29 protein-coding genes are annotated in these 26,860 nt (G+C 64.9%); 19 read left to right on the top strand and 10 right to left on the bottom strand.

What is annotated here, in order from left to right:
• Positions 1–11: 11 nt before the first annotated feature.
• On the top strand, positions 12–581 hold the full coding sequence (locus CK218_RS14040; protein ID WP_067003527.1) for a NifU family protein: 570 nt from the start codon (positions 12–14) through the stop codon (positions 579–581).
• A 173-nt stretch (positions 582–754) separates the two neighbouring features.
• Here the strand turns inward: CK218_RS14040 and CK218_RS14045 are convergent, their stop codons facing one another.
• Positions 755–1,372: a L,D-transpeptidase gene (locus tag CK218_RS14045; RefSeq protein ID WP_067003525.1), complete on the bottom strand. Its 618-nt coding sequence runs from the start codon at positions 1,370–1,372 to the stop codon at positions 755–757.
• Between the two features lie 223 nt (positions 1,373–1,595).
• On the opposite strand from CK218_RS14045, the gene cueR reads away from it, so the two are divergent.
• The 3 genes from cueR (at position 1,596) to CK218_RS14060 (ending at position 3,198) form a co-directional block, all read left to right on the top strand.
• The gene (cueR, locus tag CK218_RS14050; protein WP_067003523.1) at positions 1,596–1,985 is read left to right on the top strand and encodes a Cu(I)-responsive transcriptional regulator; all 390 of its coding nucleotides are present in this window, start codon (positions 1,596–1,598) and stop codon (positions 1,983–1,985) included.
• Positions 1,986–2,069: 84 nt separating this feature from the next.
• Positions 2,070–2,372 (top strand): DUF1330 domain-containing protein, encoded by a 303-nt coding sequence (locus CK218_RS14055; RefSeq protein ID WP_095828097.1) that lies wholly within the window; start codon positions 2,070–2,072, stop codon positions 2,370–2,372.
• Between the two features lie 325 nt (positions 2,373–2,697).
• The gene (locus CK218_RS14060) at positions 2,698–3,198 is read left to right on the top strand and encodes an MmcB family DNA repair protein (protein WP_179294504.1); all 501 of its coding nucleotides are present in this window, start codon (positions 2,698–2,700) and stop codon (positions 3,196–3,198) included.
• A gap of 75 nt (positions 3,199–3,273) precedes the next feature.
• Here the strand turns inward: CK218_RS14060 and CK218_RS14065 are convergent, their stop codons facing one another.
• The 6 genes from CK218_RS14065 to CK218_RS14090 all read right to left on the bottom strand — a co-directional run bounded on the left by CK218_RS14065 (position 3,274) and on the right by CK218_RS14090 (position 11,100).
• Positions 3,274–3,738 carry a hypothetical protein gene (locus tag CK218_RS14065; protein WP_245435028.1) on the bottom strand — a complete coding sequence of 155 codons (465 nt, stop codon included), beginning with the start codon at positions 3,736–3,738 and terminating at the stop codon, positions 3,274–3,276.
• 117 nt (positions 3,739–3,855) lie between these two features.
• Entirely contained in the window at positions 3,856–5,046 is a 1,191-nt protein-coding gene (nhaA, locus tag CK218_RS14070; RefSeq protein WP_095828098.1) for a Na+/H+ antiporter NhaA, read from the bottom strand.
• Positions 5,047–5,316: 270 nt separating this feature from the next.
• Positions 5,317–5,880 (bottom strand): ActR/PrrA/RegA family redox response regulator transcription factor, encoded by a 564-nt coding sequence (locus CK218_RS14075; protein WP_040974834.1) that lies wholly within the window; start codon positions 5,878–5,880, stop codon positions 5,317–5,319.
• 107 nt (positions 5,881–5,987) lie between these two features.
• A complete protein-coding gene (locus tag CK218_RS14080; protein WP_067003513.1) occupies positions 5,988–7,313 on the bottom strand; it encodes an ActS/PrrB/RegB family redox-sensitive histidine kinase in 1,326 nt (441 codons plus the stop codon).
• A gap of 381 nt (positions 7,314–7,694) precedes the next feature.
• A complete protein-coding gene (gene hrpB, locus CK218_RS14085; RefSeq protein ID WP_095828099.1) occupies positions 7,695–10,157 on the bottom strand; it encodes an ATP-dependent helicase HrpB in 2,463 nt (820 codons plus the stop codon).
• 52 nt (positions 10,158–10,209) lie between these two features.
• On the bottom strand, positions 10,210–11,100 hold the full coding sequence (locus CK218_RS14090; protein WP_095828100.1) for a DMT family transporter: 891 nt from the start codon (positions 11,098–11,100) through the stop codon (positions 10,210–10,212).
• Between the two features lie 23 nt (positions 11,101–11,123).
• On the opposite strand from CK218_RS14090, the gene CK218_RS14095 reads away from it, so the two are divergent.
• From CK218_RS14095 to CK218_RS14165, 15 genes are all read left to right on the top strand, one after another.
• On the top strand, positions 11,124–11,813 hold the full coding sequence (locus CK218_RS14095; RefSeq protein WP_095828101.1) for a PIG-L deacetylase family protein: 690 nt from the start codon (positions 11,124–11,126) through the stop codon (positions 11,811–11,813).
• Between the two features lie 240 nt (positions 11,814–12,053).
• Positions 12,054–13,385, top strand: a complete 1,332-nt coding sequence (locus CK218_RS14100) for an extracellular solute-binding protein (protein ID WP_095828102.1) — start codon at positions 12,054–12,056, stop codon at positions 13,383–13,385.
• Between the two features lie 101 nt (positions 13,386–13,486).
• Positions 13,487–14,434 carry a sugar ABC transporter permease gene (locus tag CK218_RS14105; RefSeq protein ID WP_095828103.1) on the top strand — a complete coding sequence of 316 codons (948 nt, stop codon included), beginning with the start codon at positions 13,487–13,489 and terminating at the stop codon, positions 14,432–14,434.
• Positions 14,431–15,381: a carbohydrate ABC transporter permease gene (locus CK218_RS14110; RefSeq protein ID WP_067003501.1), complete on the top strand. Its 951-nt coding sequence runs from the start codon at positions 14,431–14,433 to the stop codon at positions 15,379–15,381. Before CK218_RS14105 ends, CK218_RS14110 begins: the two co-directional genes overlap by 4 nt.
• On the top strand, positions 15,378–15,584 hold the full coding sequence (locus CK218_RS14115; protein WP_095777044.1) for a hypothetical protein: 207 nt from the start codon (positions 15,378–15,380) through the stop codon (positions 15,582–15,584). Before CK218_RS14110 ends, CK218_RS14115 begins: the two co-directional genes overlap by 4 nt.
• Positions 15,585–15,586: 2 nt before the next feature.
• Positions 15,587–16,693, top strand: a complete 1,107-nt coding sequence (locus tag CK218_RS14120) for an ABC transporter ATP-binding protein (RefSeq protein ID WP_095828104.1) — start codon at positions 15,587–15,589, stop codon at positions 16,691–16,693.
• The gene (locus tag CK218_RS14125) at positions 16,686–17,699 is read left to right on the top strand and encodes an ABC transporter ATP-binding protein (protein WP_095828105.1); all 1,014 of its coding nucleotides are present in this window, start codon (positions 16,686–16,688) and stop codon (positions 17,697–17,699) included. Before CK218_RS14120 ends, CK218_RS14125 begins: the two co-directional genes overlap by 8 nt.
• 52 nt (positions 17,700–17,751) lie before the next feature.
• On the top strand, positions 17,752–19,392 hold the full coding sequence (locus CK218_RS14130) for a dihydroxyacetone kinase subunit DhaK (RefSeq protein ID WP_095828106.1): 1,641 nt from the start codon (positions 17,752–17,754) through the stop codon (positions 19,390–19,392).
• Positions 19,393–19,402: 10 nt separating this feature from the next.
• Positions 19,403–20,002, top strand: a complete 600-nt coding sequence (gene dhaL / locus CK218_RS14135) for a dihydroxyacetone kinase subunit DhaL (RefSeq protein ID WP_095828107.1) — start codon at positions 19,403–19,405, stop codon at positions 20,000–20,002.
• Positions 20,002–20,391, top strand: coding sequence for a dihydroxyacetone kinase phosphoryl donor subunit DhaM (gene dhaM, locus CK218_RS14140; protein WP_067003489.1), 390 nt, complete (start codon positions 20,002–20,004; stop codon positions 20,389–20,391). Before dhaL ends, dhaM begins: the two co-directional genes overlap by 1 nt.
• Before the next feature lie 19 nt (positions 20,392–20,410).
• Entirely contained in the window at positions 20,411–20,713 is a 303-nt protein-coding gene (locus CK218_RS14145) for an HPr family phosphocarrier protein (protein WP_067003487.1), read from the top strand.
• Between the two features lie 41 nt (positions 20,714–20,754).
• The gene (ptsP, locus tag CK218_RS14150; protein WP_179294505.1) at positions 20,755–22,329 is read left to right on the top strand and encodes a phosphoenolpyruvate--protein phosphotransferase; all 1,575 of its coding nucleotides are present in this window, start codon (positions 20,755–20,757) and stop codon (positions 22,327–22,329) included.
• Positions 22,330–22,336: 7 nt separating this feature from the next.
• Positions 22,337–22,768, top strand: a complete 432-nt coding sequence (locus CK218_RS14155; protein ID WP_095782290.1) for a hypothetical protein — start codon at positions 22,337–22,339, stop codon at positions 22,766–22,768.
• Between the two features lie 26 nt (positions 22,769–22,794).
• Positions 22,795–23,781, top strand: coding sequence for a dihydroxyacetone kinase subunit DhaK (gene dhaK, locus CK218_RS14160; RefSeq protein ID WP_095828109.1), 987 nt, complete (start codon positions 22,795–22,797; stop codon positions 23,779–23,781).
• A 58-nt stretch (positions 23,782–23,839) separates the two neighbouring features.
• On the top strand, positions 23,840–24,865 hold the full coding sequence (locus CK218_RS14165) for a nucleotidyltransferase family protein (RefSeq protein ID WP_095828110.1): 1,026 nt from the start codon (positions 23,840–23,842) through the stop codon (positions 24,863–24,865).
• A gap of 16 nt (positions 24,866–24,881) precedes the next feature.
• Here CK218_RS14165 and CK218_RS14170 read toward each other — a convergent pair whose 3' ends face one another.
• Genes CK218_RS14170 through CK218_RS14180 form a run of 3 tightly spaced genes read right to left on the bottom strand, consistent with a single transcriptional unit; the run spans position 24,882 to position 26,586 of the window.
• Positions 24,882–25,868 carry a serine kinase gene (locus CK218_RS14170; RefSeq protein ID WP_095828111.1) on the bottom strand — a complete coding sequence of 329 codons (987 nt, stop codon included), beginning with the start codon at positions 25,866–25,868 and terminating at the stop codon, positions 24,882–24,884.
• Positions 25,865–26,299: a lasso peptide biosynthesis B2 protein gene (locus CK218_RS14175; RefSeq protein WP_095828112.1), complete on the bottom strand. Its 435-nt coding sequence runs from the start codon at positions 26,297–26,299 to the stop codon at positions 25,865–25,867. Before CK218_RS14175 ends, CK218_RS14170 begins: the two co-directional genes overlap by 4 nt.
• Positions 26,299–26,586 (bottom strand): PqqD family protein, encoded by a 288-nt coding sequence (locus CK218_RS14180; protein WP_095828113.1) that lies wholly within the window; start codon positions 26,584–26,586, stop codon positions 26,299–26,301. The genes CK218_RS14175 and CK218_RS14180 overlap by 1 nt, the downstream gene beginning before the upstream one ends.
• Positions 26,587–26,860: the final 274 nt, after the last annotated feature.

A 26,860-nucleotide genomic window follows, 5' to 3' on the forward strand; every position in this document is an offset into this window, starting at 1 on the left:
TGGAGATATCCATGTTCATCCAGACCGAATCGACGCCGAACCCGGCGACGCTGAAATTCCTGCCCGGCAAGGAAGTGCTGCGCGACGGCACCGCCGATTTCCGTGACGCCGAAGGCGCCGCACAGGCTTCGCCGCTGGCCGGCCGGCTGTTCGAGATCCCCGGCGTCACTGGCGTCTTCTTCGGCTACGACTTCATCACCGTGACCAAGGACGGTCCGGACTGGCAGCACCTGAAGCCGGCAATCCTCGGCGCCATCATGGAGCATTTCATGTCCGGCGCGCCGGTCATGGCTTCGGCGGCTCCGGCCAACGACGCCGGCCAGGCCGGCGAGTTCTACGACAAGGCCGACGAGGAGCTGGTGCTCACCATCAAGGAGCTGCTCGACACCCGGGTGCGCCCGGCGGTCGCGCAGGACGGTGGCGACATCACCTTCCGCGGCTTCGAGAACGGCACCGTGTTCCTGCACATGAAGGGTGCCTGTGCCGGTTGCCCGTCATCGACGGCGACGCTGAAGCACGGCATCCAGAACCTGCTTCGGCATTTTGTTCCGGAAGTGCAGCAGGTCGAGCAGGTCGCCTGATAATTCTGCTCCGCCGGCCGCCTGTTGCGGTTTCTGAGCTTCTCGGCGGAGTGAATTTTCTCCAACCGCAAAAACAAAAAACCGGGCCCCAACAGCCCGGTTTTCTGTCTTTGGACGTCTTGTTGTTGCCTAGACGGTCCGCGCACGCAAGCTTTTGTCCGCGGCCATGGTGATCACATCACGATGACCTTGGCGCCGACCGAAGTGCGGTCGTAGAGATCGATAATGTCCTGGTTCATCAGGCGGATGCAGCCCGACGACATCGCCTTGCCGATGGAGAACCACTCCGGGCTGCCATGCAGGCGGTAGCCCATGTCGCCGCCCTTGTTGAACAGATACATGGCGCGCGCGCCGAGCGGGTTCTTCAGGCCCGGCTCCATGCCGCCCGCGAATTTGGCGAGTTCGGGCTGGCGCTTGATCATCGGCGCCGGCGGCGTCCAGGTCGGCCATTCGCGCTTCAGCGCGATATGGGCGGTGCCGTGCCACTCGAAGCCCTCGCGGCCGACACCGATGCCGTAGCGCATGGCCATGCCGTCACCCTCGACGAAGTAGAGGAACTTGTTCTGGGTGTCGACGATGATGGTGCCGGGCTTCTCGGGAGTGTCGTAGCGCACTTCCTGCCGGCGGAAGCGGGCCGGAACCTTCTCGATCGGGATGCGCGGCAGCTGATAGCCGGCATCGGTCATCGCGCCATAGTTGTTGGTGAAGATTTGCCCGCCAATGGTGCTGCACCCGCTGATCGCGGTCGACAGCGCAAGGGCGGCGACGATTGCAAACGACTTCAAGCGCATGAATAGGTCCGACGCCCCGCCTTTTATCAGCGGCACGAGTCGGCCGCTTTCTCACCATCATTCATGCTGGCATTTCTTTTGCTTGCCAAGCGTGCACTGCCTATATGCATGACCTTCCCTGCCGGTAAGTGCCGAACTGCGGCATTTCGGCAACAGGGATCCCAGGATTGTGAAGTAAAATCAACGGGGCAGCCGGAAAGGCTGCCGGAGACAGGAGAGCGCCATGAATGTCGGTGATGCCGCCGAGCGTTCCGGCCTGCCGGCCAAGACCATCCGCTACTATGAGGAGATCGGCCTGATCCTGCCGGCGCGGGCCGAAAACGGCTACCGCGACTACTCGCGCGACGACGTGCACCGGCTGGCCTTCTTGCGCCGCGCCCGCAACCTCGGCTTTTCAATCGATGATTGCAGGCAGCTGATGGCGCTTTATCAGGACCGCGACCGCGCCAGCCATGACGTGCGCGAAATCGCCAGCGCCCATGTCAGGGCGATCGAGGAAAAGGTGCGCGAACTGCAGTCGATGCGCGCGACGCTGCAGAAGCTGATCCACGCCTGCCACGGCGACGACCGGCCGGACTGCCCGATTTTGGATGACATGGCGGGGGCGGCGTGAAGTCGCCGACCGGAGCTAGACAAGTATCCGATCTCTATCTTAGCTCTTGAGCCAGAAACAAATCCTCGGCAGGAGTGCTCCACCATGAAGGGATACTGGCTCATCGTCGGCACCGAGATTTCGGATCAGGAAGCGCAAGCCGAATACGCCAGGCTTTGGAAGCCCATCGGCGAGAAGTATCAGGCACGCAGCAATCCTTCGAAAGTGCCGCCCCTGCTGGTGGAGGCGCGCGATGCCGGTCGGGTGGTGGTCGTCGAATTCCCGTCATTGGAAGCTGCCAAGGGCTGCTATGACGACCCGGCTTACGAGGAAGCGAAGCGGTTTGCGCTGCAGGCGTCGAACCGCGTGCTGCTCATCTTCGAAGGGGATCTGGGGGAGGCGCGATAGAGGCCTGTACAACCGGCGCATAGCCTTTGGACAAACCGGTTGGCCTCGGCAGGCGCAATAGACACCCTGCTTTAACCGCTGCTGATTGAGCTTCTCGTTTGAGGGGGATTTGCGATGACGAAATATCGGAACCCACACTGGTCAAGGTGGCCCGATAGCAAGCGCTAACGGCTCAACAAGTGAGCTCCCAGCCCGCCAGCGGATAATATGATGGATCCGGTGCCGACATTAACTAGGCGCCGTCAAATCCGGGGGTCTGTCAAATATATAATCATGTTTTGATATCGGGTTCAAACCGTGAACAAAATCTGGCATGGTGCCTGCCATGCCTATCGTTTCCCCGATTCCCCTGAACCCGCTGATCGACGGTCGCCAGTCGGAGCGCGCCATGCTGGTGCGGCGCGGCGTGCAGCGGCTGCTCAGCCAAATGGGCGCGCATGTGCTGCCGGAGCTATCCCTGGCCACCGGCCGGCGGGCCGATCTTGTCGCGCTGACCCGGCAGGGCGACATCTGGATCATCGAGATCAAATCCTCGATCGAGGATTTCCGCGTCGACCGCAAATGGCCGGACTACCGGCTGCATGCCGACCGCTTCTTCTTCGCCACCCATCCCGGCGTGCCCGCGGAAATCTTTCCGGAGGAATGCGGCTTCATCCTCTCCGACGGCTATGGCGCGGAGATCTTGCGCGAGGCGCCGGAGCACCGCATGGCCGCTGCGACGCGCAAGGCGCTGATGTTGCGCATCGCGCGTGCGGGCGCGGCGCGGCTGCTGGCGGCGGAGCTTGCCGGTGTCTCGGTGCCGGTGCTGGACGGCGAAAGCGAGTAGGACGCTATCTCGTCGTCGCTCGCCGCGGGCCGCGCAGCACCGGGCTGCATTGCGCCGGGACCCAAAGCGCAGCCCCTACTCGACATTGACGTCCACGACGATCTTGTACGCGTTCCCATCAAAAGTATGAACCGAGAAGGTCATCTGATCCTGCCCCTTAAACCCGGCAGCCGATTTGTAGACGCCTTTTATTCCGTCGACCTTTCGAGAATTGCATTTAAATCTCTGGTTGGTTTTCGCAAAAGATGTGTAAACCTTCCCTTCAACCAACCTAACTTCCCCATGACTCGGCCCGGAGATGATTTTTACATCGTCCTTGCCGGCAGAAGAGCAGTCCACGTTCAGGCTCGCTCCCTTAAAGACGAGAATCTCTTGGCCCGTCAGTGCCGTTTTTTCATAGCTCGACAGATGTGTGAACGCAGCCGCCGGAGAGAGCCCAAGGCCCAAAACCGCGACCGTTGCTATGACACTTGTTGTGCGGCATACCATTTTTGCTGGCCCCTTAACCGAGTGAATTGCCCCATCGCTGTCTGACGGCACGCTGAAGCACGCTAGCACTCCAGCGATAGCTTCAACTCATCAAATTCAAGTCATCGGAAAGTAGTGGTGCGCCTTACAACGCTTCCATTGATCGGCAAGACCGCGTTCCCCGCTGCCCTACTCCACTTCTTCTTCGGCGCCACCGCGCGCCGGCGCCATCAGCAGCACCGCCGCGCCGACCAGCGCGGCGATCAGCGAGCCGGCGAGGATGCCGACCTTCACCGCGTCTTGAAGGGCGGCGTCATTGGCGAAGGCGAGCAGGCCAATGAACAGGCTCATGGTGAAGCCTATACCGCACAGAAGCGAAATGCCGATCATGTGCAGCCAGCCGGCATTGGCCGGCAGGCCGGCGAGGCCCAGCCGGATGGCGAGAGCCGAGGAGCCGAAGACGCCGACCAGCTTGCCGACGACGAGGCCGGCGGCGACGCCCAGCGTCAGAGGCTCGACCAGCGCGGCAACGCTCAGGCCGCCGAGCGAGACGCCGGCATTGGCGAAGCCGAAGATCGGGATGACGATGAAGGGCACGAGCTTGTGCAGGCCGTGTTCCAGCCGGTGCAGCGGCGAGTGCTCGACGTCGTGACCGATGCCGGGCGAACGCTCGAGCGGAATGGTGAGCGCCAGCGCCACGCCGGCAAGCGTCGCATGCACGCCCGATTTCAGCACCAGCACCCAAAGCAGCGCGCCCAGCACGAGATAGGGCAAGAGGTTCATCACCCGCATGCGGTTGAGCACGATCAATACGGCGATGACCGCGAAGGCGGCGCCGAGATAGGCGAGCGACAGGCCGCTGGTGTAGAACAGCGCGATGATGATGACGGCACCGAGATCGTCGATGATGGCCAAAGCGGTAAGAAACACTTTCAGCGAGGCCGGCACGCGGCTGCCGAGCAGCGACAGCACGCCCAGCGCGAAGGCGATGTCGGTGGCGGTGGGGATCGCCCAGCCGGAAAGCGCCGCCTGGTTGTCGCGGTTGACCAACACATAGACCAGCGCCGGAAACACCATGCCGCCGGCCGCAGCGATGCCCGGCAGCACGCGGCGCGGCCAGGTTGAGAGCTGACCGTCCAGCATCTCGCGCTTGATCTCCAGCCCGACCAGGAGGAAGAACACCGCCATAAGCCCGTCATTGATCCAGTGCGAGACGCTGAGCGGCCCGAGATAGGCGTGGAGGGCGGCGAAATAGATTTCGGCAAACGGCGAGTTTGCGACGATGAGCGCAAGGGCGGCGGCCGCCATCAGGATGATGCCGCCGGCCGCCTCACCGTCGAGGAATTCGCGAAGCATCGATTTCGGCCGCTCGTCGCGCATGCCCCCTCCGTCACATGGCTCGCCGGCCGGTGTCCTTCGCGGATGATGCTCAAACTTGCACGACCGGGCAAGCATTGGACCGGTCGGTCAGCGTCGCCCTCCTTGCAAGCGCCGGCGCCGCCCCTCACCTGCCTGCCGGCATCCTCTCCCCGTATGGCGGGGAGAGGGCGCTCTCATCACGGTTTTCGCCAGTCGCCAGCGTTGCTAGGCGGCAGCCAGCGCTGCCTTCGACACCCGCCATCGGCAGCACCGTACGCGTGTTTAAGCAGGTTACCGCGGCGCCCGCTTTGCCAGAATCCGCTGCAGGGTGCGCCGGTGCATGTTGAGCCGGCGCGCGGTCTCGGAGACGTTGCGGTCGCACATTTCGTAGACGCGCTGGATATGTTCCCAGCGCACGCGGTCGGCCGACATTGGGTTTTCCGGGGGTGCGGCCCGCTCGCCCGCGGTGCGGGTCAGCGCGGCAAATACGTCGTCGGCATCGGCGGGCTTCGACAGGTAGTCGACGGCGCCGAGCTTCACCGCCGTCACCGCGGTGGCGATGTTGCCGTAGCCGGTCAGGATGATGGTGCGGGAATCGTCGCGCTTCTCGCGGATGGCGGCGACCACGTCGAGGCCGTTGCCGTCGCCGAGCCGCATGTCGACTACCGCATAAGCCGGCGGGCGAGCGCGCGCCTTGGCGACCGCCTCTTCCACGCTTTCCGCCGTCTCGACCGCGAAGCCCCTGGTTTCCATGGCGCGGGCAAGCCGGGTGAGAAATGGCTTGTCGTCGTCGACGATCAGCAGCGAGGTGTCCTCGCCTTCTACCATTGCGCCGGTGGGTTCTTCTGCGCTCATTTGCGTCAGCATCCTACTGCCTTACTTTTACGCAGATACAATTCTGCAACTGCAATGTCCAATTTTTACAGCCGGCAACAAAGCTGCCATGCGCCAAATGCATAGGCTCACGCATTGTCGAATGCGGTGCCAGGGGCATGCTCGGGATTGAGGAAGACGCCGCGGGGCCAGGTGATCTGCACCACCGCCCCTTCGCCGAGCCCGCTCGAATTGCGAAAATCGATCGTCGCGCCCGAGCGCTCCAGCAACGTCTTGGCGATGAAAAGCCCGAGCCCGAGGCCGCCACCGGCCTCTGTCCCCTGGCGCGTCGACATATAGGGCTCGCCGATGCGGTCGATGATTTCCGGCGGGAAACCCGGCCCGTCGTCGATGATCGAGAAGGAGACCTCCTCACTGTCCCAGTTCCAGCTGACGGTGACCGTGTTCTTGGCGAAATCGACGGCGTTCTCGACCAGATTGCCGAGCCCGTAGATGACGCCCGGGCTGCGCTGCCCGACCGGCTCCGGGCCGATGCGCTCGCCGGGGCGCAGCCGGATCGAGATGCCGAAGTCGCGGTGCGGCGCCGTCACTTCCTCGACCAGCGAGGTCAGCGGCAGGCGCGAAAGATGCGCCTCGCCTTCCGAGGACAGGCTGGTCAGCCGCTTCAGAATCTCGCGGCAACGCTCGCTCTGCGAGCGCAGCAGCTTCACGTCCTCGCTGAATTTCGGATCCTCGCCCAGCGCCTTTTCCATTTCCTTGGCGACGACGGTGATGGTGGCCAAAGGCGTGCCGAGCTCATGCGCGGCGGCCGCCGCGAGCCCGTCGAGCGCCGAAAGATGCTGCTCGCGCTGCAGCACCAGCTCGGTGGCGGCGAGCGCGTTGGCGAGCAGGCGTGCCTCGGCCGCGACGCGGAAGGCATAAATCGCGGTGAAGGCGATCGAGGCGAACACCGCCATCCACATGCCGGCGACATAGATGAAGGGCATCGACAGCGGCGCGCCCTCGTACCAGGGCAGCGGCAGATGGAAGAACACAAGCAGCGTGGCCGCCGCGATAACCAGCGCGCCGAGCACCGCGGTGAGGCGCAGCGGCAGTGACGCGGCGGAAATGACGACGGGCACCGAGAGCAGGACCGAAAACGGATTGGTCAGGCCGCCGGTCATGTAGAGCAGGCCGGCGAGCTGCAGGCTGTCGATGGTGAGGATGACGAAGGCCGAGAGCGGGGTCAGCCGATGCGCCGCGGGATAGCGGAAGGTGAGCCAGAGGTTCATCCAGGCCGAGCAGGCGATGAGCGCGAAGCACAGCGAGACCGGAAGCGGGAATTTCAGCCCGTAGCCGACGACGAGCACCGCGATGCTCTGCCCGACAATGGCCAGCCAGCGCAGGCGGATCAGCGTGTTGAGCCGCAGCCGCTGGCTCTGCTGGGAATCGGGCGCGCGCAGAATATTGATCATCGACTTACGATTATAGCCGCAGGAGGGTGAGCGCTAGTAGCGCTGTGACGGCGACTTGACCGGTCAGCGGCCGTTGTTTCGGTTCACCATCATGAGCGCTTGATGATTGGCCGAGGCCCCTCGCGATTTCGTCATCCACGGGCGGAGCGACGCGAAGCGGAGCGCAGACCCGAGGATCCATTCCCGACTTCGAAGCTCTGCGATGGTTCAGAATTCTGTTCCGCTGCATTTTACGGTCAAGCTAACGGAATGGATCCTCGGGTCTACGCGCGTCGCTTCGCTCCTTGCTCCGCCCGTGGATGACGAAGTGATGGGCGTTTGCGCCAATCGCCAACGCGCGTTGCCCCCTAACACGAATGGCCCGCCGAAAGCGGCACGAACCTATGTCCCGCGCGGCTTGGCGCGGCTGGTGGCGGCCGCCAGCAGCGGGTTTTCCGGCCAGACATGCTTGGGATAGCGGCCGCGCATATCGGTGCGCACATCCGCCCACGAGCCGCGCCAGAAGCCGGGCAGATCGCGCGTCGTCTGGATCGGGCGATCCGCCGGCGACAACAGCTCCAGAGTCAGCGGCACCGTACCGCCCGCGACCGAAGGATGGCGATCGAGGCCGAACAGCTCCTGCACGCGGATCGCCAGCACCGGCCATTCGCCATCATAGCGGATCGGCACATGGCTGCCCGAGGGCGCGTCGAAATGGGTCGGCGCCAGCGCGTCGACTTTGCGCTGCAGATCGTGTGGGACCAGGGACATCAGGCCTGCCGCAAGCGCCGCCGGCTTGATCGCCGCGAAGGAGGCATCGCCGGCAAGGAAAGGCAGCAGCCAGTCGTCGAGACGGCCGAGAAGCGCCTGGTCCGAGACGTCGGGCCACGGCGCGCCGAGGCCGCGATAGAGCCAGCCGAGCCGCTGGCGCAGCGTTTCCGCCTCCTTGCCCAAGTCGAGCAGCGACAGGCCGTGCTCGCGCAGGGCGTCCAGCATGGCCCGATCGGCCTCGGCACCGGAAGGTGCGGGCAGCATGCGCTCGGAAAGGGTGATGGCGCCGAGCCGCGCCGTCTCGCGCACGCGCACGGCGCGGCGCTCGCGGTCGAAACTCGTCTCGCGCTTCGTCTCGATGCGGTCGGCAAGCGCGGTGCGGATAACCGACTCGTCGACGGGCGCGGCGGCGGTGATACGGGCATTCTGCGCCTTGCCCTGCAGATCGGCGACGACCAGCCAGCTCTCGCCGGCAAGCGGATCGGCAGCATCGACCATCGCGCCGGAACCGTTGGCGAGCACGAAGCGGCCGCGCTCGCCGCGGGCTCTGGCGACACGATCCGGCCAGGCATGGATCAGCAAGGCGCCGGGCGCGGCTGGCGAGTCTGCCCTTGCCCCGCCTGCCTGCTTGGCCAGGCGTGCGGCAAGTTGCCGGGCGGCACCGGCGCGCGGCGATTTTTCGGCGCGGAAGCGGATCAGCCGCCGTTCCAAATCTGCGCTGTCGCCGCCAAGCCCGCGCTCCGTCAAAAGCACGGCAAGCATCGCCGCTTCCTGCGCCTGCCCGATCTCAGCCGCTTCGGCCACCATATGCGCGAGCCGCACGGGCAGAGCGAGCTTGCGCATCGCCGCGCCCGCCTCCGTCAAGCGGCCGGCGTCATCGATTGCATGCAGCGCTTTGAGCAACACCCTCGCTTCGTTGAGCGCCGGCGCCGGCGGCGGGTCGAGGAAGGACAGGCTCGACGGATCGGCGACGCCGAAAGCGGCGCAGTCGAGCAACATGCCGGAAAGGTCAGCCTCGAGGATTTCCGGCGGTGTGAAGGCGGGCAGCGCCGCCGTCTGCTCGGCACGCCACAGTCGGATGGCGACGCCCGGCTGCGTTCGTCCGGCGCGGCCGGCCCGCTGATCGGCGGAAGCCTTGCTGACGCGCACCGTCTCCAGCCGGGTCAGGCCGCTTGCCGGCTCGTAGCGCGGCAGGCGCGACAGGCCGCAATCGATGACGACGCGCACGCCGTCGATGGTGATCGAGGTCTCGGCGATCGAGGTCGCCAGCACCACTTTACGGCGGCCAGGCGACGCCGGCTTGATCGCGGCATCCTGCGCCCTGTTGTCCAACTGGCCATAGAGCGGAACGATGTCGGTATCGGCACCGAGGCGATCTTCTAGCCGCTCTGCGGTGCGCTCGATCTCGCGCTGTCCGGGCAGGAACGCGAGCACGCTGCCCTGCTCGGCGGCTAAAGCCAAGCGAACCGCCTTGGCCATCGCGTCCTCGACCGCCATGCCGGCCGGCCGCTCGTCATAGCGGATGTCGACCGGGAAGGCGCGGCCCTCGCTTTCGACCACCGGCGCCCCGTCCAGTAGTTTTGCGACGCGCGCGCCGTCGAGCGTCGCCGACATCACCAGCAGGCGCAGATCCGGCCGCAGCGCGCCCTGCACATCGAGCGCCAGCGCGAGGCCGAAATCGCCGTCGAGCGAACGCTCGTGGAATTCATCGAAGATCACCGCCGCAACGCCGGGCAGTTCGGGATCGTCGAGGATCATGCGCGACAGCACGCCTTCGGTGACGACGAGGATCTTTGTCCGCGCTGAAGTGCGGTTCTCCATGCGCATCGCGTAGCCGACTGTACCACCCGGCTCCTCGCCGACAAGCTCGGCCATGCGACGGGCGGCGGCGCGGGCCGCCAGCCGGCGCGGCTCCAGCAGCACGATCCTGCCTTCGCCGAGCCAGGGCGCGTCGAGCAGCGCCAGCGGCACCAGCGTCGTCTTGCCGGCACCGGGCGGCGCCACCAGCACGGCGCTGTTGCGCCCGGCGAGCGCCTCGCCGAGCACCGGCAGCACGGCGGATACCGGGAGTTCCGGCAAAATTCCTCTGTTCATGGCGTCCGCATATCAGCGGCCACGGTGAGCGCGCAACCTGTCCCGGAATTGCCTAAAGCCTGGTGCGCGTGAACTGGTTCCAGCGCACGGTGCCCAGCCGTACCTCCTCGCGAACCATGGTCAGCAGACCCGAGGCGCCGAGCACCGCAAGGCCGGCCAGCGTCAGCAGGTCGGGATCTTCGCGGAAGAACAACGAGCCCAGCACCACCGCCCAGACGATCTGCGAATAATGCGTCGGCGCGATCCGGTTGGCGGGCGCGTATTTGGCCGCGAGAAGCTGCAACAGCTGACCGCCGGCGGTGAAGGCGCCGGCCATGACCAGCCAGATCAGTTGCTTGCCATCCGGCAAGGTGAACGACGTTGCCGCCACACCGAGGCCATTGAAGAGCAGGCCATAGCCGACAAGCACGCCGAGCATCGTCGTGCGCTTCTCCTGCTGCGCCAGCGACCGCATCAGAATGACGCTGGTGGCGGCAAGAAAGGCGATGGCAAAGGCCGTGAGGTGGCCGAGATGAAGTTCGCGGAAACCCGGCCTGACGACCAGCATGACGCCGGCAAAGCCGGCGACCACGGCGAGCCATCGCCACGGCCCAACCTTCTCCTTCAGGATGAGAGTGGAGAGGATGGTGACGAACAACGGCGCCAGGAAAATCAACGCATAGACTTCCGCCAGCGGAATAGTGGTGAAGGCATAGACGCTGAGCACGCCAGATGCGATGCCCGCCCAGGCGCGGGCCTGCACGGCCCAGGGCCGGCTGGTGCGCCAGAAGTCGCGCCAGCGCTCATCGGCAGGCCTTGTGAAGAACAGGAAACAGCCGGCAAACAAGGTTACGAAGAAGCCGATCTCGAAGACGGTGAACTGCCCGCCCAGGCTCTTGATGACGGCATCGCTCCACGAATAGCTTGCATAGGCGACGAGGGCAAGCAGGATTCCGTTCGGCACGTTCCATATCCGGGAGAAAAGAAGTGAAGATACTGGCGCTGGGGGCTCATCCCGACGATATCGAGATATTCATGTTCGGTACGCTGGCCGCCTATGCCGCGCTAGGCGCAGAGCTGACTTTTGCGATAGCCACGGACGGCGCCAAGGGCGGCAACGGCGATCCGGCCGCGCTTGTCAAAGCGCGGCGCGAGGAAGCGACCGAGGCGGCCACCCTGCTCGGCGTCACACCGCGTTTCCTCGGTTTCCCCGACGGGGCGCTGGTTGCGGATGCCGCATTGATCGACACACTCAAGGCGCTGATCGGCGAGGTGCAACCGGACCTCGCGATCACGCATGCGCCGAACGACTATCACGGCGACCACCGCGCGCTGTCGGACGGCGTGCGCATCGCGGCGTCCTTCGAGGTACCGGTGCTGCATGCCGACACGCTGGGCGGCACAGGTTTCTCGCCGACGCATTACGTCGACATTTCCAGCCACTGGGACCTCAAGGGGCAGGCGATTCTCGCGCATCGCTCACAGGGGCCCGAGCATTATCTCAACGGTGCACGCATGCAGAACGCGTTCCGCGCCGGCCAATGCAACGGCGCGCCCGGCGCGCTGGCCGAGGCGTTTCGGTTCGAGCCCCTCTTCCCCTTTGCCGACATCCGCGAGCTGCTGCCTCCGGCGCCGCGGATCCGGCCGGTCACGGTGGGCCCGAAGAGCGTCAAGTAGCCGGCTGAAGCTACGAGCCGCCAAGGCACCAACAGTTATTTCCCAACGATTTCAAGCACCGCTTTCGTCATGCTGCGGCGCAGCAACGAATTCGCTTGCGTTGTTTAGTAAAAAGAGCATCACTAAACAAATTACTAAACATCGGCGGCACGGCGCGCGCCATGTTCAGGCCCTCGGAGGAGCGAGGTTGAGGCTTTTGAAACCGTCATCCGGACGCGTTTCGCAAATGGGAGGTAAGGCATGAAATCGACCTTGAAACTGGCGTTGGGACTGGCCTCGGCGGCACTCGCGTCGACCGCCGTCTCGAACGCGGCGCATGCGGAAGACCTGACGCTTTGCTGGGCGGCCTGGGATCCGGCCAACGCGCTGGTTGAACTGTCCAAGGACTTCACAAAGGAAACCGGCATCGGCATGAAGTTCGAATTCGTGCCGTGGACCAACTATGCCGACCGCTTCCTTAACGAGCTCAACTCACACGGCAAGCTCTGCGACCTGATCATCGGCGACAGCCAGTGGATCGGCGGCGCGGCCGAGAACGGTCATTACGTCAAGCTGAACGACTTCTTCGACAAGGAGAAGATCAGCATGGATGACTTCGTGCCGGCGACCGTCGTCGGCTATTCCGAATGGCCGAAGAACACGCCGAACTACTGGGCGCTGCCGGCCATGGGCGACGTGGTCGGCTGGACATATCGCAAGGACTGGTTCTCGCGGCCGGAACTGCAGAAGGAGTTCAAGGAGAAGTATGGCTGGGACCTCGCCCCGCCGACGACCTTCGACCAGCTGAAGCAGATCGCCGAGTTCTTCCAGAAGCGGCAGATCGACGGCAAGACCGTCTATGGCGCCTCGATCTACACCGAGCGCGGCTCGGAAGGCATCACCATGGGCGCCATGGACGTGCTTTACAGCTACGGCTTCCAGTATGAGAACCCGAAGAAGCCCTATGAGATGGACGGCTTCGTCAATGCCGAGAAGTCGGTGAAGGGGCTAGAATTCTACAAGGCGCTCTATGATTGCTGCACGCCGCCCGGCGCCTCCAACAGCTACATGGGCGAAGGCGTCGATGCCTTCAAATCCGGCCAGGTGGCAATGCACATGAACTTCGCCTTCACTTGGCCCGGCCTGCAGAAGGACGAGATTGTCGGCGGCGACAAGATCGGTTACTTCGCCAATCCGAAAGGTCCCGACGGCGACCAGTTCGCGCAGCTCGGCGGCCAGGGCATCTCGGTGGTTTCCTACTCCGACAAGCAGGAATCGGCGCTGAAATACATCAAGTGGTTCGCCAACAAGGACGTGCAGGCCAAGTGGTGGTCGCTCGGCGGCTATTCCTGCCTGAATTCCGTCGTCAAGGATCCGAAGTTCCCGTCCAGCCAGCCCTATGCGCAGGCCTTCCTCGACTCCATGGCGATCGTGAAGGACTTCTGGGCAGAGCCGAGCTACGCGCCGCTGCTGCAGGCCTCGCAGAAGCGCTTCCACGACTATGTCGTCGCCGGCCAGGGCTCGGCCAAGGATGCGCTCGACGGCCTCGTCAAGGACTGGACGCAGATCTTCCAGGACGACGGCAAGATGTAAGGCTCCTCCCGAGCAGGTGCGTCCCGTGCCGCCTTGGCACGGGACGCAGTTCAGATAAATTTCATCGCCGAGGCTGACCAGTGACCGATGCAGGACTAACCATGCTCAATCGGACTGCGGACAACGCTGCGCGGGCCACACCCGAGCCGTTGGCCAGGAAGATCCGGGGCATCAGCGACAAGGGCCTCGCCTGGCTGTTCATTTCGCCGACGATCCTTCTGCTTTTAGCCATCAACATCTTCCCGCTGTTCTGGGCGATCTACCTCTCCTTCACCAATTACCGCGCCAACCGCCCGAACGAAGTGGTCAAGAATCTCGGGCTTTCCAACTACAGGCGCATCCTCGGCGACCAGGATATCTGGATCGCCATGCAGACGACGGCGCATTTCGTCTTCTGGACCATCCTGCTGCAGACGGTGCTCGGCTTCACGCTCGCCTGGCTGATCGACCGGAAATTCCGCGGCCACGCCTTCTGGACCACGATCATCCTGGTGCCGATGATGCTGTCCCCGGCGGTGGTCGGCAATTTCTGGCGCTTCCTCTACGAACCGCAGATCGGGCTGTTCGCCTACGCCATCTCATTCCTCACCGGCATCCCGCCGACGAATGTCCAGATGCTGTCCAATGTCGAGCTGGCGCCATGGGCGATCATCATCGTCGACACATGGATGTGGACACCTTACGTGATGCTGATCTGCCTCGCGGGTCTGCGCTCCATCCCAGAATACATTTATGAAGCGGCCGAGGTCGACCGCGCCTCCAACTGGCGGCAGTTCTGGTCGATCACCCTGCCGATGGCGCTGCCCTTCATCATGCTGGCCGTGCTGTTCCGCGGCATCGAGAACTTCAAGATGTTCGACATGGTCAACCTGCTCACCGGCGGCGGACCGGGCTCGACCACCGAGGTCGCCTCGATAACGCTGAAGCGGCAGGCCTTCGAAAGCTGGCGCACCGGCTATTCCTCGGCTTTCGCCATCGTCCTGTTCGTCGCGGTGTTCGGCCTTGCCAACATCTACGTCAAGGCACTCAACAAGGTGAAGCAGAGATGAGCCTGACCGCCGCCCATTCCGTCGTCGCACCTTCGACGAACTCGAAGCGGATCGCCGGCGTGCTCGTCGTCGGCTACGCGCTGATCTCGATCGTGCCGCTCTTGTGGATCTTCGCCACCAGCTTCAAGACGCCGCCGGATTCGATTGCCTATCCGCCGAAGATCGTCTTCCAGCCGAGCATCGAAGGCTACTGCAACCTGTTCACGACGCGCACCAGGCAGACGCCGGAATATATCAACGCGCTCGGACCGGCGACCGGCTTCTGCGACGAGACGGTGCGCAAGCGCAACATGGTGATCGCCGGCCCGTCCAACTTCCTGCCGCGCTTCGTCAACTCGCTGATCATCGCCTTCGGCTCGACCTTCTGCGCGGTGTTCCTCGGCACGCTCTCGGCCTACGGCTTCTCGCGCTTCAAGGTGCCTTTGGCAGACGACCTCCTGTTCTTCATCCTGTCGACGCGCATGATGCCGCCGATCGCCGTCGCGATCCCGATCTACCTGATGTACCGCGAGCTCGGCCTCTCCGACACCGCGCTCGGCATGATCCTGCTCTACACCGCGGTCAATGTCTCGCTGGCGGTCTGGCTGCTCAAGGGCTTCATCGACGAGATCCCGCGCGAATACGAAGAAGCGGCGATGATCGACGGCTATACGCGGCTGCAGGCCTTCTGGCGCACGGTGCTGCCGCAGGCGACTACCGGCATTGCCGCGACCGCCATCTTCTGCCTGATCTTTGCCTGGAACGAATATGCCTTCGCCGCGCTTCTGACCTCCGGCACGGCGCAGACCGCGCCGCCCTTCATCCCGACCATCATCGGCGAAGGCGGCCAGGACTGGCCGGCAGTCGCCGCCGGCACGACGATATTCCTGGTGCCGATCCTGGTCTTCACCATCCTGCTCCGCAAGCAATTGCTGCGCGGCATTACCTTCGGCGCGGTGCGCAAATGAGCACGATCCAGCCTGCAAAACGCAAATCGCGTTGGCCCGTCTGGGCAAGACGCGGCCTGATGGAAAACATCGCCACCGCGATCATCGCCATCGGCTTTTTGATGCTGTTCCAGCCTTTCGCGCTGTCGCTCTACAGCTATTCCTTCGTCACCATGCTCGCCGGCACCGCCATGTTCATCGTCGTCTCGAAATTCCCGGAATAAAAATGGCCGAGATCCGTGTTCAGAACCTGAGGAAGGCCTTCGGCGAGTTCGTCGCCGTGCAGGATTCCAATTTCGTCGTCGAGGATGGCGAGTTCTTCGTCATGCTCGGGCCGTCGGGCTGCGGCAAGACGACGACGCTCCGCATGATCGCCGGTCTCGAACTGCCCACCGGCGGCAAGATCCTGCTCGGCGGCGAGGACGTCACCATGCGCCGGGCGCGCGAGCGTGACATCGCCTTCGTCTTCCAGCTCTTCGCGCTCTATCCGCATATGAATGTGCGCAAGAACATCGGCTTCCCGCTCTTGGCGCAAGGCATGGCGTCGGCCGAGATCCGCACGCGCGTCGAGGAGACCGCGAAGCTGCTGCGCATCGACCACCTGCTCGACAAGTCGGTCTCCGGTCTTGCCGGCGGCGACCGCCAACGCGTCGCGCTCGGCCGCGCCATCGTCAGGCGACCGAAATGTTTCCTGATGGATGAGCCGCTTGGAACCCTCGACACCGAGTTCCGCGATTTGATGGTGCATGAGCTGCGCGAGCTGCACAACCGCATCCACGCCACCACCGTCTATGTCACGCACGACCAGATGGAAGCGATGTCCATGGCCGACAAGATAGCGGTGATGAACCACGGCGTCATCGAGCAGTTCGGCAGCCCGCGCGAGATTTACGACCGGCCGGCCACGATGTTCGTCGCCGATTTCATCGGCTCGCCGCCGATGAACTTCTTGCGCTTCGGCGGTGGGCTCGCGAAGGGTGCGAAGGAGATCGTCGTGCAGGGCGCCAGGGTGACGGTCCCGGAAGTGCGCGAGGATATTGCGCCGGCCGACATGGCGCTTGGCATCCGCCCCGAGCACATCCGCTTCGATGATGCTTCGAAGCTGCGCGGCGCGATCTACGGCACCGAATATCTCGGCACCACGCAGATCGTCGCGGTGGAGACGGCTGACGGCATCATCAAGGCCCGGGTGCCGGCCGGAATCCATCTAAATACGGGCGAACAGGTAGGGCTGGCATTGAGCAGCGCGCGGCTGTCGCTGTTCGAGAAAGGCACTGGACGCGCGGTGAAAACCGCCATGTACGATCAGGCAGTGGAGGCGCGCCATGGCTGACGTGCAGATTCAGGGTGTGACCAAGAGCTTCGGCGAGACAGTCGCGGTCAGCGATCTCGACCTGCAGATCAAGGACGGCGAGTTCGTCGTGCTGCTCGGCCCGACCGGCGCCGGCAAGACGACGACGCTCAGGCTGATCGCAGGGCTCGAGCGGCCGGACAGCGGCACGATCCAGATCGGCGGCCACGATGCGACGGGGCTGTCGCCGGCCGAGCGCGACACGGCCTTCGTCTTCCAGCAATATTCGCTCTACCCGCATCTTTCGGTCTTCGACAACCTCGCCTTCCCGCTGCGCTCGCCGGCGCGGCGTTTTCCGGAGGAAGCAATCCGCCGCCGCGTCGAGGAAGTGGCGCGGATGGTGCGCATCGACCACAAGCTCAACAACCGCTCGACCAGGCTTTCGGGCGGCGAGATGCAACGCGTCGCCATCGGCCGCGCGCTGGTGCGAAAGCCCTCGATCTATCTGATGGACGAGCCGCTGTCCTCGCTCGACGCCAAGCTGCGCGCCGATCTCAGGCTCGAGCTGAAGCGCATCCAGTCCGAGCTCGGCGCCACCATGCTCTATGTCACGCATGACCAGATCGAGGCGATGACCATGGCCGACCGCATCGGCATCCTTTCCGAGGGCGTGCTGGTGCAGATCGGCACGCCGCGCGCGATCTATTCTGAGCCGGCAAACCTTCATGTCGCGGCCCGCCTCGGCCAGCCGGCGATCAACCTTCTGCCGGCAGGGCTGCTGCCCGACGGCGGCGCGCCCACCGGTACGACGACAATCGGCGCGCGCACCGAACATCTCGTGATCGAGAAGGCGGCGAACGGCCATGCCGACGGCGTGGTCGACTGGGTCGAGCATCTCGGCGACCAGAACCATCTGCATGTCACGGTGGGCGTCAAGAAGCTGGTAACGCTGACGGATCCCGACACGTCGCTCGCAAAGGGGGACAGAGTGACGATCCGCTATCGCTCGCCGCTTTATTTTGGGTCGGACGGGCAAAGATTGATGTAGCCGGCGCATCCGCACTTTTTGACGACCCGCAGATACGGACTGGACGAAATCCATGAAGCACTTTTTCAACCGCAAGGACTCGATCGTTACCGAAGCGCTGGACGGTTATCTGGCCACTGCCGGCTCCGGGGCGCTGGCGCGGCTCGACGGCTATCCGGAGATCAAGGTGGTGTTGCGCGCCGACTGGGACAAGGCGAAGGTCAGCGTCGTTTCGGGCGGCGGCGCGGGGCACGAGCCGTCGCATGCGGGCTTCGTCGGCGCCGGCATGCTGACGGCGGCTGTCTCCGGCGAGATCTTTGCTTCGCCGAGCGTCGAGGCGGTGCTGGCGGCGATCCGCGCGACGACCGGGCCGGCCGGCTGCCTGCTGATCGTCAAGAACTACACCGGCGACCGCCTCAATTTCGGCCTCGCCGCAGAAAAGGCCCGCGCCGAGGGCTTCGCGGTCGACATGGTGATTGTCGGCGACGACATCGCGCTGCCCGAAATCGCGCAGCCGCGCGGCGTCGCCGGCACGCTGTTCGTGCACAAGATCGCCGGACATCTTGCCGAATCCGGCCATGACCTGGCCTCGGTCGCGGCGGCAGCGCGGGCGGCGGCGAAGGATATTGTTTCGCTCGGCATCTCGCTCTCCTCCTGCTCGATCCCGGGCCAGACCCACGAGGACCGCTTCGGCGCCGGCGATGGCGAGCTCGGCCTCGGCATCCATGGCGAGCCGGGCGTGGAGCGCATAACCCTGCAGAGCGCCAGTGCGCTCGTGTCCATCATGGCCGAGCGCCTCGCGGCCCGGCTCGATGCCGGCAGCCGCTATGCGCTCCTGATCAACAATCTCGGATCCGTTCCGCCGCTCGAAATGTCGTTGATCGCCAATGCCGTGCTGACCTCACCGCTGGCAAAGGCGGTGACGCTGACGATCGGTCCCGGACATCTGATGACCGCGCTCAACATGAACGGGTTTTCGCTGTCGCTGATCAGGCTCGAGGCGGAGCGCGAGGCGGCGCTGCTGGCGCCGGTCGGCCCGCATGCCTGGCTGCCGGCCAGGCCGGTTCGCCCGCCGGTCGTGGTGGCCACAGCCCAGCCGGCAGGTCGCGACATCGCCAAGGCGGCCAGCCGTGACGCCGGCGCCGAGCGGCTGATTGCTGCGGTCTGCGAGAAGCTGATCTCGCTCGAGGAGGCTCTGAATGGCCTCGACGCCAAAGCCGGCGACGGCGACACCGGATCGACGGTGGCGACCGGCGCACGCAGCGTGCTCGACCGCGTCGACACGCTGCCGCTTGCGGACAAGGCCGCAACTCTCGCCACAATCGGCGATACATTGGGAACTTCTATGGGCGGTTCCAGCGGCGTGCTTTTGTCGATCTTCTTCACGGCTGCCGCACAGTCGCTCAACGGCGGCGCGCCGCTCAGCAAGGCGCTGCTCGCCGGCCTTGACCGCATGACCTTCTACGGCGGCGCGAAGCTCGGCGACCGCACAATGGTCGACGCCCTGGAGCCGGCTCTGAAGGCGCTCGACACGAACGGGCTGGAGGCGGCTGCTTCGGCCGCGCGGAACGGCGCGCAGGCGACGGCGGCGATGCAGAAGGCGAAGGCCGGTCGCTCGGCCTATATCGGCCGCCAGCTTGACATAGCGGACCCGGGCGCGTTTGCAGTTGCCGAGGCGTTCGCGGCCATGGTGGCCATGTTCGTCCCGGCGTGAAGGACAGGCGATGGCCGCACCCGATTTCTCACAATTGATCGCGGCGACTGCGGATACGATCGCGGCGCATGCCGACGAGCTGACCGCGCTCGACCAGGCGATCGGCGACGGCGACCATGGGCTGAACATGAAGCGCGGCTTCGAGGCGGTCCGCGCCGAAAAGGCCGCAATCGCGGCAAAACCGCTGCCGGACGCGCTTAAGGCGATCGGCACCAAGTTGGTGATGACCGTCGGCGGAGCCTCCGGCCCCTTGTTCGGCACGCTGTTCATGGCGCTTGGCAAGGACCTGTCCGGCACGCCCGACCGCGCCGCGCTGACAGCGGCGCTGGGCAAGGCGATCGAGGCGGTTTCGGCGCGCGGCAAATCGCAGCCGGGGCAAAAAACGATGCTCGACGTGCTGCAGCCGGTGTATGAGGCACTGGCGCAGGGCAAGACGGCTGGCGCAATCGCAGACGCTGCCGACAGGGCGGCCGAGGCCACCGTGCCGATGAAGGCCTCGCGTGGGCGCGCCTCTTTCCTGGGGGAGCGCTCGATCGGGCATATGGACGCCGGGGCGCGCTCGACCGCGCTCTTGGTGCGCGCAGTCGCTGAAGCGATCGAGGGTTCTTGATGAGCAATGTCGGTATCGTCATCGTCTCGCATTCGCCGCTGGTCGCCGAAGGCACGGCCGACATGGTGCGCCAGATGGTGGGCGACGAAGTGCCGCTTGCATGGTGCGGTGGAAACGGCCATGGCGGGCTGGGCACCAGCGTCGAGGCGATCATGGGCGCGATCGAAAAGGCCTGGTCGGAAGCGGGCGTCGCCATCCTGGTCGATCTCGGCGGCGCCGAGACCAACAGCGAGATGGCGGTGGAAATGATCGGCGAGCCGCGCTCCCGCAGAATAGTCGTCTGCAACGCGCCGATCGTCGAGGGCGCGGTGATGGCGGCGACGGAATCTTCCGGGGGTGCCTCGCTCAAGGAAGTGGTGGCGACGGCGCATGAATTGTCGCCGTCGTGAGTGAACGGGAATCGACTGAATGTCCGCATCCGCCGAAGCCACGGTTCTGATCACCCACGAGGTGGGCCTGCACGCGCGCCCTTCGGTGAAGTTCACCAAGCTCGCCAAGTCGTTCGCGGCCGAGGTGGAGGTGGCAGTCGCCGCCAACGGCCCCTGGTTCGATGCCAAGAGCATCGTCAAGGTCATGGCGGCCAAGGCGCCGAAAGGAACCGTGCTGCACATAAGGGCGCGAGGCGACGGCGCAAGCAACGCGGTCGAAGCGCTGGTCGGCCTGGTGCAGCGCGATTTCGACGAGGATGCGGATCATGCCCGCTCCGCTTGAGCCGGGTCTGCCGCCCTCTCAATCCGCAAGGAATGCGGGCCATGCGGATTGAGGGCATCCCTGCCTCTCCCGGCTACGCCGAAGGGACGCTGTTCAACCTCGACCGTCCACCGGCTGCTTATGTGGCCAAGGCGAGCGAGGCGGAGGAGAAAGCAGCGCTGAAGGCGGCCATCGGCAAGGCGGTGAGCCGGCTGACCTCGCTTGTCGAGACGGCCGATGGCGATGCCCCCGGCATCCTCGAATTCCACATCGCCATGCTGGAGGACGTCGCGCTGAGCGCGCCCGCCTTCGCGGCGCTCGGCTCCGGAGAGCCGGCCGACGCTGCCTGGCGGCAAGCACTGGATGCCGAGATCGCCGGCTATGAGGCGTCCGACCAGGACTATTTCCGGGCACGCGCCGCGGACTTGCGCGACATCCGCGACCAGGTGCTGCGAGCGCTGAGCGAGGATAGCGAGACCGCAGCACCCCCGGGGTCCATCCTCTATGGCAGCGATATCGCGCCGACGCGTTTCCTCGAAACCGACTGGAGCAGAGGCGGCGGCATTGCGCTCGGGGCCGGCAGCACCGCCAGCCATGTCGCCATGCTGGCACGCTCGCGCGGCGTGCCGATGGTGGTGGGGCTTGGTGCCTTTGCGGACGAGCCCACCGGAAACGCGCTGCTCGACGCCGAGCATGGCGGCATCGTGCTCTCGCCCTCGCCGAAGGAGATCGAGGCGTTCCGGCAATCATCCTCCTCCTTCGCGGCGCGACAAGGCCAGGCGCAGACTTTTCTCGCCCAGCCGGCGGCGACCAAGGCCGGCACGTCGGTGCGGGTGCAGGTAAACATTGCCTACCCTTCCGATGTCGACGGCATCGACATTGCGACCTGTGATGGCGTCGGGCTCATGCGCACCGAATTCCTGTTCGGCAAGGCCCTGCCGGACGAGGAGACACAGTACCAAGCCTACCGCAAGGTGCTGGAATGGGCCGGAGAAAAACCGGTGACCATCCGCACCATCGATGCCGGCGGCGACAAACTGATCCCCGACTTCACCGTCGAGGAGACCAACCCGTTTCTCGGCCTGCGCGGTATCAGGCTGTCGCTGGCGCGGAGCGACATCTTCCGGGTGCAAATCCGGGCATTGCTGCGCGCCGCCGCCCACGGCAATCTGAAGGTGATGTTTCCGATGATCGCCAGGGCCGAAGAGCACAGGCAGGCCGCCGCGTTGTTTGCGGAGGAGGAGGCCGCTCTCGCGTCGCGCGGTGTTGCGCACAAGCTGCCGCCGCTGGGCATCATGGTCGAGGTCCCTTCGGTGGCCATCGCGCCGGAGGCTTTTGCCGACGTTGCCTTCTTCTCGATCGGCTCCAACGACCTGACGCAATATGTGATGGCAGCCGCGCGTGACAACGCCGCCGTTGCACATCTCAACGCTGTCCGCCATCCGGCTGTGATGCGGCTGATCACTTCGGTCGCGGCCTTCGGGCGCGAGAAAGGAATTCCGGTCAGCCTCTGCGGCGATGCCGGCGGCGATCCGGCCGCCATTCCGGCGCTGATTGAGGCTGGCCTGCGCGACCTATCGGTGGCTCCGGCGCAACTCGCCATGGCCAAGGCGGCCATAGCGGACGTTCCGGTGTAAGCACAGCATGGCCAAGCCTGCCAAAATACAAGAAGCCGGCGCGGAAGACGCGATCCGCGCGTATAAGACCATCCTGTCGCAAGTCATCGACCAGCGGCCTTCCGGCATGCGCCAGCGACTTGCCGATGCGCTCGGCAAGCATCGCAGTTTCGTCACGCAAATCTCCAGCCCGGCCTATTCGATCCCCATCCCGTCGAAGCATTTGCCGGCTATCTTTTCCGTCTGCCATTTCAGCCCGGCCGAGCGCGACCAGTTCCTGGCCGCCTATCACCAGGCGCATCCGGGCAAGCTGCCGGCGGCTTCGGGTCAGCGCAAGACGCGCCACGTCTCGCTCATCGTGCCGGATTTCGGCGACGACAAGCAGAACGCAGCGCTCGACCGAGCGATCAACGAATTCATCCAGAAGATCACCAGCATCGCCGGCAGGGGCAGCGGCTGAGCGAGGACCTATTCGGGAGGACTGCCATGAAGAAGTTTCTGAATTCGGTGGACACGGTCCTCACCGAAAGCCTTGATGGCTTCGTCGCCGCGCATTCCGACATCCTCGCGTTCGGCGACGAGCACAAATTCGTTCGCCGCAAGACGCTGAAACCGGGCAAGGTGGCGCTGATCTCGGGTGGCGGCTCCGGCCACGAGCCGCTGCATGGCGGGCTGGTTGGCCACGGCATGCTCGACGCCGCCTGCCCCGGCCAGGTCTTCACCTCGCCGACGCCCGACCAGATGCTCGCGGCCGCGCAAGCCGTCGACACCGGCGCCGGCTGCCTGTTCATCGTCAAGAACTATGAAGGCGACGTGATGAATTTCGACATGGCCGCCGAAATGTCGGACGGCGTTCTGCAGGTGGTGACCAATGACGACGTCGCGGTCGAGAATTCGTCCTACACCACCGGTCGGCGCGGCGTGGCCGGCACGCTGGTGGTGGAGAAGATCGTCGGCGCCGCGGCCGAGCAAGGCATGGCACTGCCCGACCTCAAGGCGCTGGGCGACCGCGTCAACGCCTCGGCGCGCTCGATGGGCGTGGCGCTGACCAGTTGCACGGTGCCGGCTGCGGGCAGGCCGACCTTCGACATTGGCGACAACGAGATGGAATTCGGCGTCGGCATCCATGGCGAGCCCGGCCGGCGGCGCGATGAGCTGAAGAGTGCCGACGCCATCGCCGAGGAGATCTGCACGGCAATCCTCGGCGATCTTGGTGACCGCGCCAGGGGACCGGCGCTGCTTTTCGTCAACGGCTTCGGCGGCACGCCGTCGATGGAGCTTTATTTGATGTACAACACCGCGCGAAAAATCTTCGAGAAGAGAGGCGTGACGGTGACCCGCTCGCTGGTCGGCTCCTATGTCACCTCGCTCGACATGGCAGGCTGCTCGATCACGCTGACGATGCTCGAGGATGAGACGACGGCGCTTTGGGACGCTCCGGTGCACACGGCGGCGCTGCGCTGGGGGATGTAGCGTCGCGCGGGCTTTTCTGCGACCATGGTCGCCTGTTGTTCGCGATATTGCCCGGTTGATGCTGCTCCCGCTTTCACCTGCCGAAGAAAAACTGCTGCTCGAATTTGCCGATCCGGAGGCGCCGTCCGAGCGGGGCGGGGCCCTCTCGGCAAGCAGCCTCATTGCGCTGCTCGCCAATGCCGAGTTCCACGGCGTGCTGCCGATCATGCTGCGCAAGCTTCGGGAAATCGGCGAGGCCGATCTGCCGAACGATGCCGCCCTGCGGCAACAACTCTCCGGGCTTCGCGATCAGGCTACACTGGCGACCGGCCAGTCGATGCTGCTGCAATATCACGGCGACCGCATTATGAAGGCCTTGGCCGCGAAAGGCGTTGCGGCTCGCATCGTCAAAGGCCCGGTGTTCGCGGGCAAGCTTTATCGCCATGCTGCCGATCGGCCGTTCACCGACATCGACATCCTTGTCGATCCGGCCAGCATCGGCGAGGCCAACAACGTGATCGCCGAATGCGGCTTCAAGCTTGCCAGTGGCGAGGCCGAATCGCATGAGTTGCAGGAGTTCAAGTGGCTGGAGAAGGAGAACTCCAGTCTGCTGATCGAGCTGCATGGCAATCTGGTGCATGACACGGGCATGCGGCGGCGCCTGTCGCTCGGCTTCCGCGAGTTGCAGATCATTGACGGCGGCGGGGCCGACACGCCGGCGTCGCTGCTCACCATCGCCATCGTTCATGCCGCCGGAGGCCACAAATTTCACCGGCTGCAGCTCTGTATCGACGTGCTGCAAGGTGTGCGCGCGCTGCAATCGCCGGAAGCCGAAGCGCGCCTTCTCGAAGCCGCGCGTATGACCGGCATCGAGCTCGAGCTGGCGACCGTGCTCAACGTGACAGGGCGGCTGTTCGACGAGCCGCGCGCGATCGCCCTTGCCAACCGCATCAAGCCCGATCTGTCGATACGGCTCGCCAAATGGCTGATCACCGGCAACGTGCTGCTCAGAGTCAATTCGCGGGACAAGATGCGCTCGCGCCTTAGCCGCGACGCCTTCCGATGGGTCCAGCGGCTTGCCCGGCCAAGGCCCTATCCGGCCTGAAAGCCCGTTTGGAGATCTACTTCTCCACCGCGCCGCGGATCAGCCCCGCTGCATCGGCCGGGCTCGAGCCGACTTCCAGGGTGAAAGTGGGGACGGCCCTGACCAGTGCCGCGATCGACGCCATCCGCCGTTTCTGCATCGGCAACAGGCCGGTCAGGCCGGTCCTGACATTGTCGGTGGCAAGCGCGACCATCGCATCGGTCCTGGCCAAGGGCGTGAGCCGGGTGTGGCCGTCGGTCGAGCGCGCCAGATGCAGCAGCGCCGAGACCGGCCTGGGACGGACGTCCTCGATGCGAATGATCTCGGCGAGACGCTCCAGCGAGACGGCCTGCTCGCCCTCGGCGTCCCATCTGTCGCCAAGGCAGGGCGAGAGGAAGGGCAGCATCGCCGCGGTGTTGCGATGAATTTTCACCTTACGCGGCATGCCCCAGGCCAGGGTGCCTTCAGATGTTGCGCCGAGGATCATCACATCGTCCGAGCATAGGCCGAAGCCCTGCGATGCCAGCGCCATTGAAGTCGTCGACTTGCCAGTGCCGCTTGGCGCATGGATCAGCACGAGCGTCCCACTATCGGGCAGCGTCAGACCGGCGGTATGGAGCATGTACTGCCCGCCGGAATCGAGCGCGGCATCCAGCACCATCATCAGCAGCGTCCATTTGACCTTGCTGTCGGGATGAACGCGGATTTCGGCCGAGCCCTCGTCGGCACGGATCGAGGCCGTCTGGAGGCCGGGAAAGACCAGATGGACGACGTCGCCGGCGTCGATGATGCGGCAATGGCCGTCCAGCGGCACTTCGCCGTCGAAGGCGAGCTTCCCCTCCGGGTTTTCGGGCAGCGCCGACGTTTCGAGGATATCGATGTGAAAGCCGGGTTCGACCGCTTCATTGACGCGCAATGTGCCGAGCATCAGATCGAAGCTCGGCCAGAGCTCGGCGCGCTCTGCCGATATGCCGATGACCTGGCCGTTGAGGTCATAGCAAACGGTGGCTGCGGCGCCGGTCAAGCGGCGCGCGCCTTCACGCTGCCGCCGGGGTGGCGATAGATTTCAACCATGTCGGGAAGGCTGTCGCTGACCACCGGCTTGCCGTCGAGGCAAACCCAGCAATGCGCCGACAGGCGCGGCTCATGCATCGATTTGGCATCGACACCGAAATGGAGGTCGGGGTCGAAGCCCGCCATCCGCAGGAAGCGGAAACCGAGCAGCCCTTCCCTCAGGCATCTGCGATCACGCATCACCCAGGGGTGCCGAACCGTGCGGTTGACGCGGCTGACGACGTAGCTGCATGGCAGGCCACGATAGGGTGTGGGCAATTGCAGCGGCGCCAATTTCAGCACGCTTTCGAAATCGCGCCGGGCGACCAGTACCGGTATCAGCCGGGCGCTGAGCCACAGATGAGTGCGGAACAGGGCGCGCAGGAACGGTCCGCCGGCCATCACGCGCCCGGGTCGGCAAGGATGCCTTCGGCCACCAGCTCGGCGGCCAGCGCCGTCATGTCGTCGCCGAGCGTCGCCTTGTCGACCTCGAATTCTTCCGACAGCAGATCGACGATGTGGTCGAGGCTGCGGGCGCCGTCGACCTTGTCGAGGAACGCTTCGGTGGTGGCGTTGCAGGTGTAAAGCTGGCCGCTGCGCGCCAGAAGCACCACGGCGCCGTCGCCGACATGCTGCACGGAGGCGTCGTCCGCCATCCGCAGAACCGTTTCAAAGGCGATTTCAGCCATACGCCCGCTCCCTATGCCGAACTGCAATTAGCGCGGCATGCCGTCGCTGTCCATTGCCAAGCGGGCAACGCTGCGTGTCAGACGGCCGGGCCTATCGGGCCACTCGGGCCCGCAACGATGCTCGACAGCTTCCCGCGCCTGACCGGAACCGGTTTTTCGTAAGTTCTTTTCGTCAAAACTTCCCCGGAAACACTATCCAACTCGCGCGAGAATGATGGTGGGCTGGAACCACTATCAAGCCGCCGTTCGCGCCAGGGTTGCCATCTTTCCCATA

The sequence above is a fragment of the Mesorhizobium sp. WSM3879 genome, from assembly GCF_002294915.1.
Lineage (GTDB): Bacteria > Pseudomonadota > Alphaproteobacteria > Rhizobiales > Rhizobiaceae > Mesorhizobium.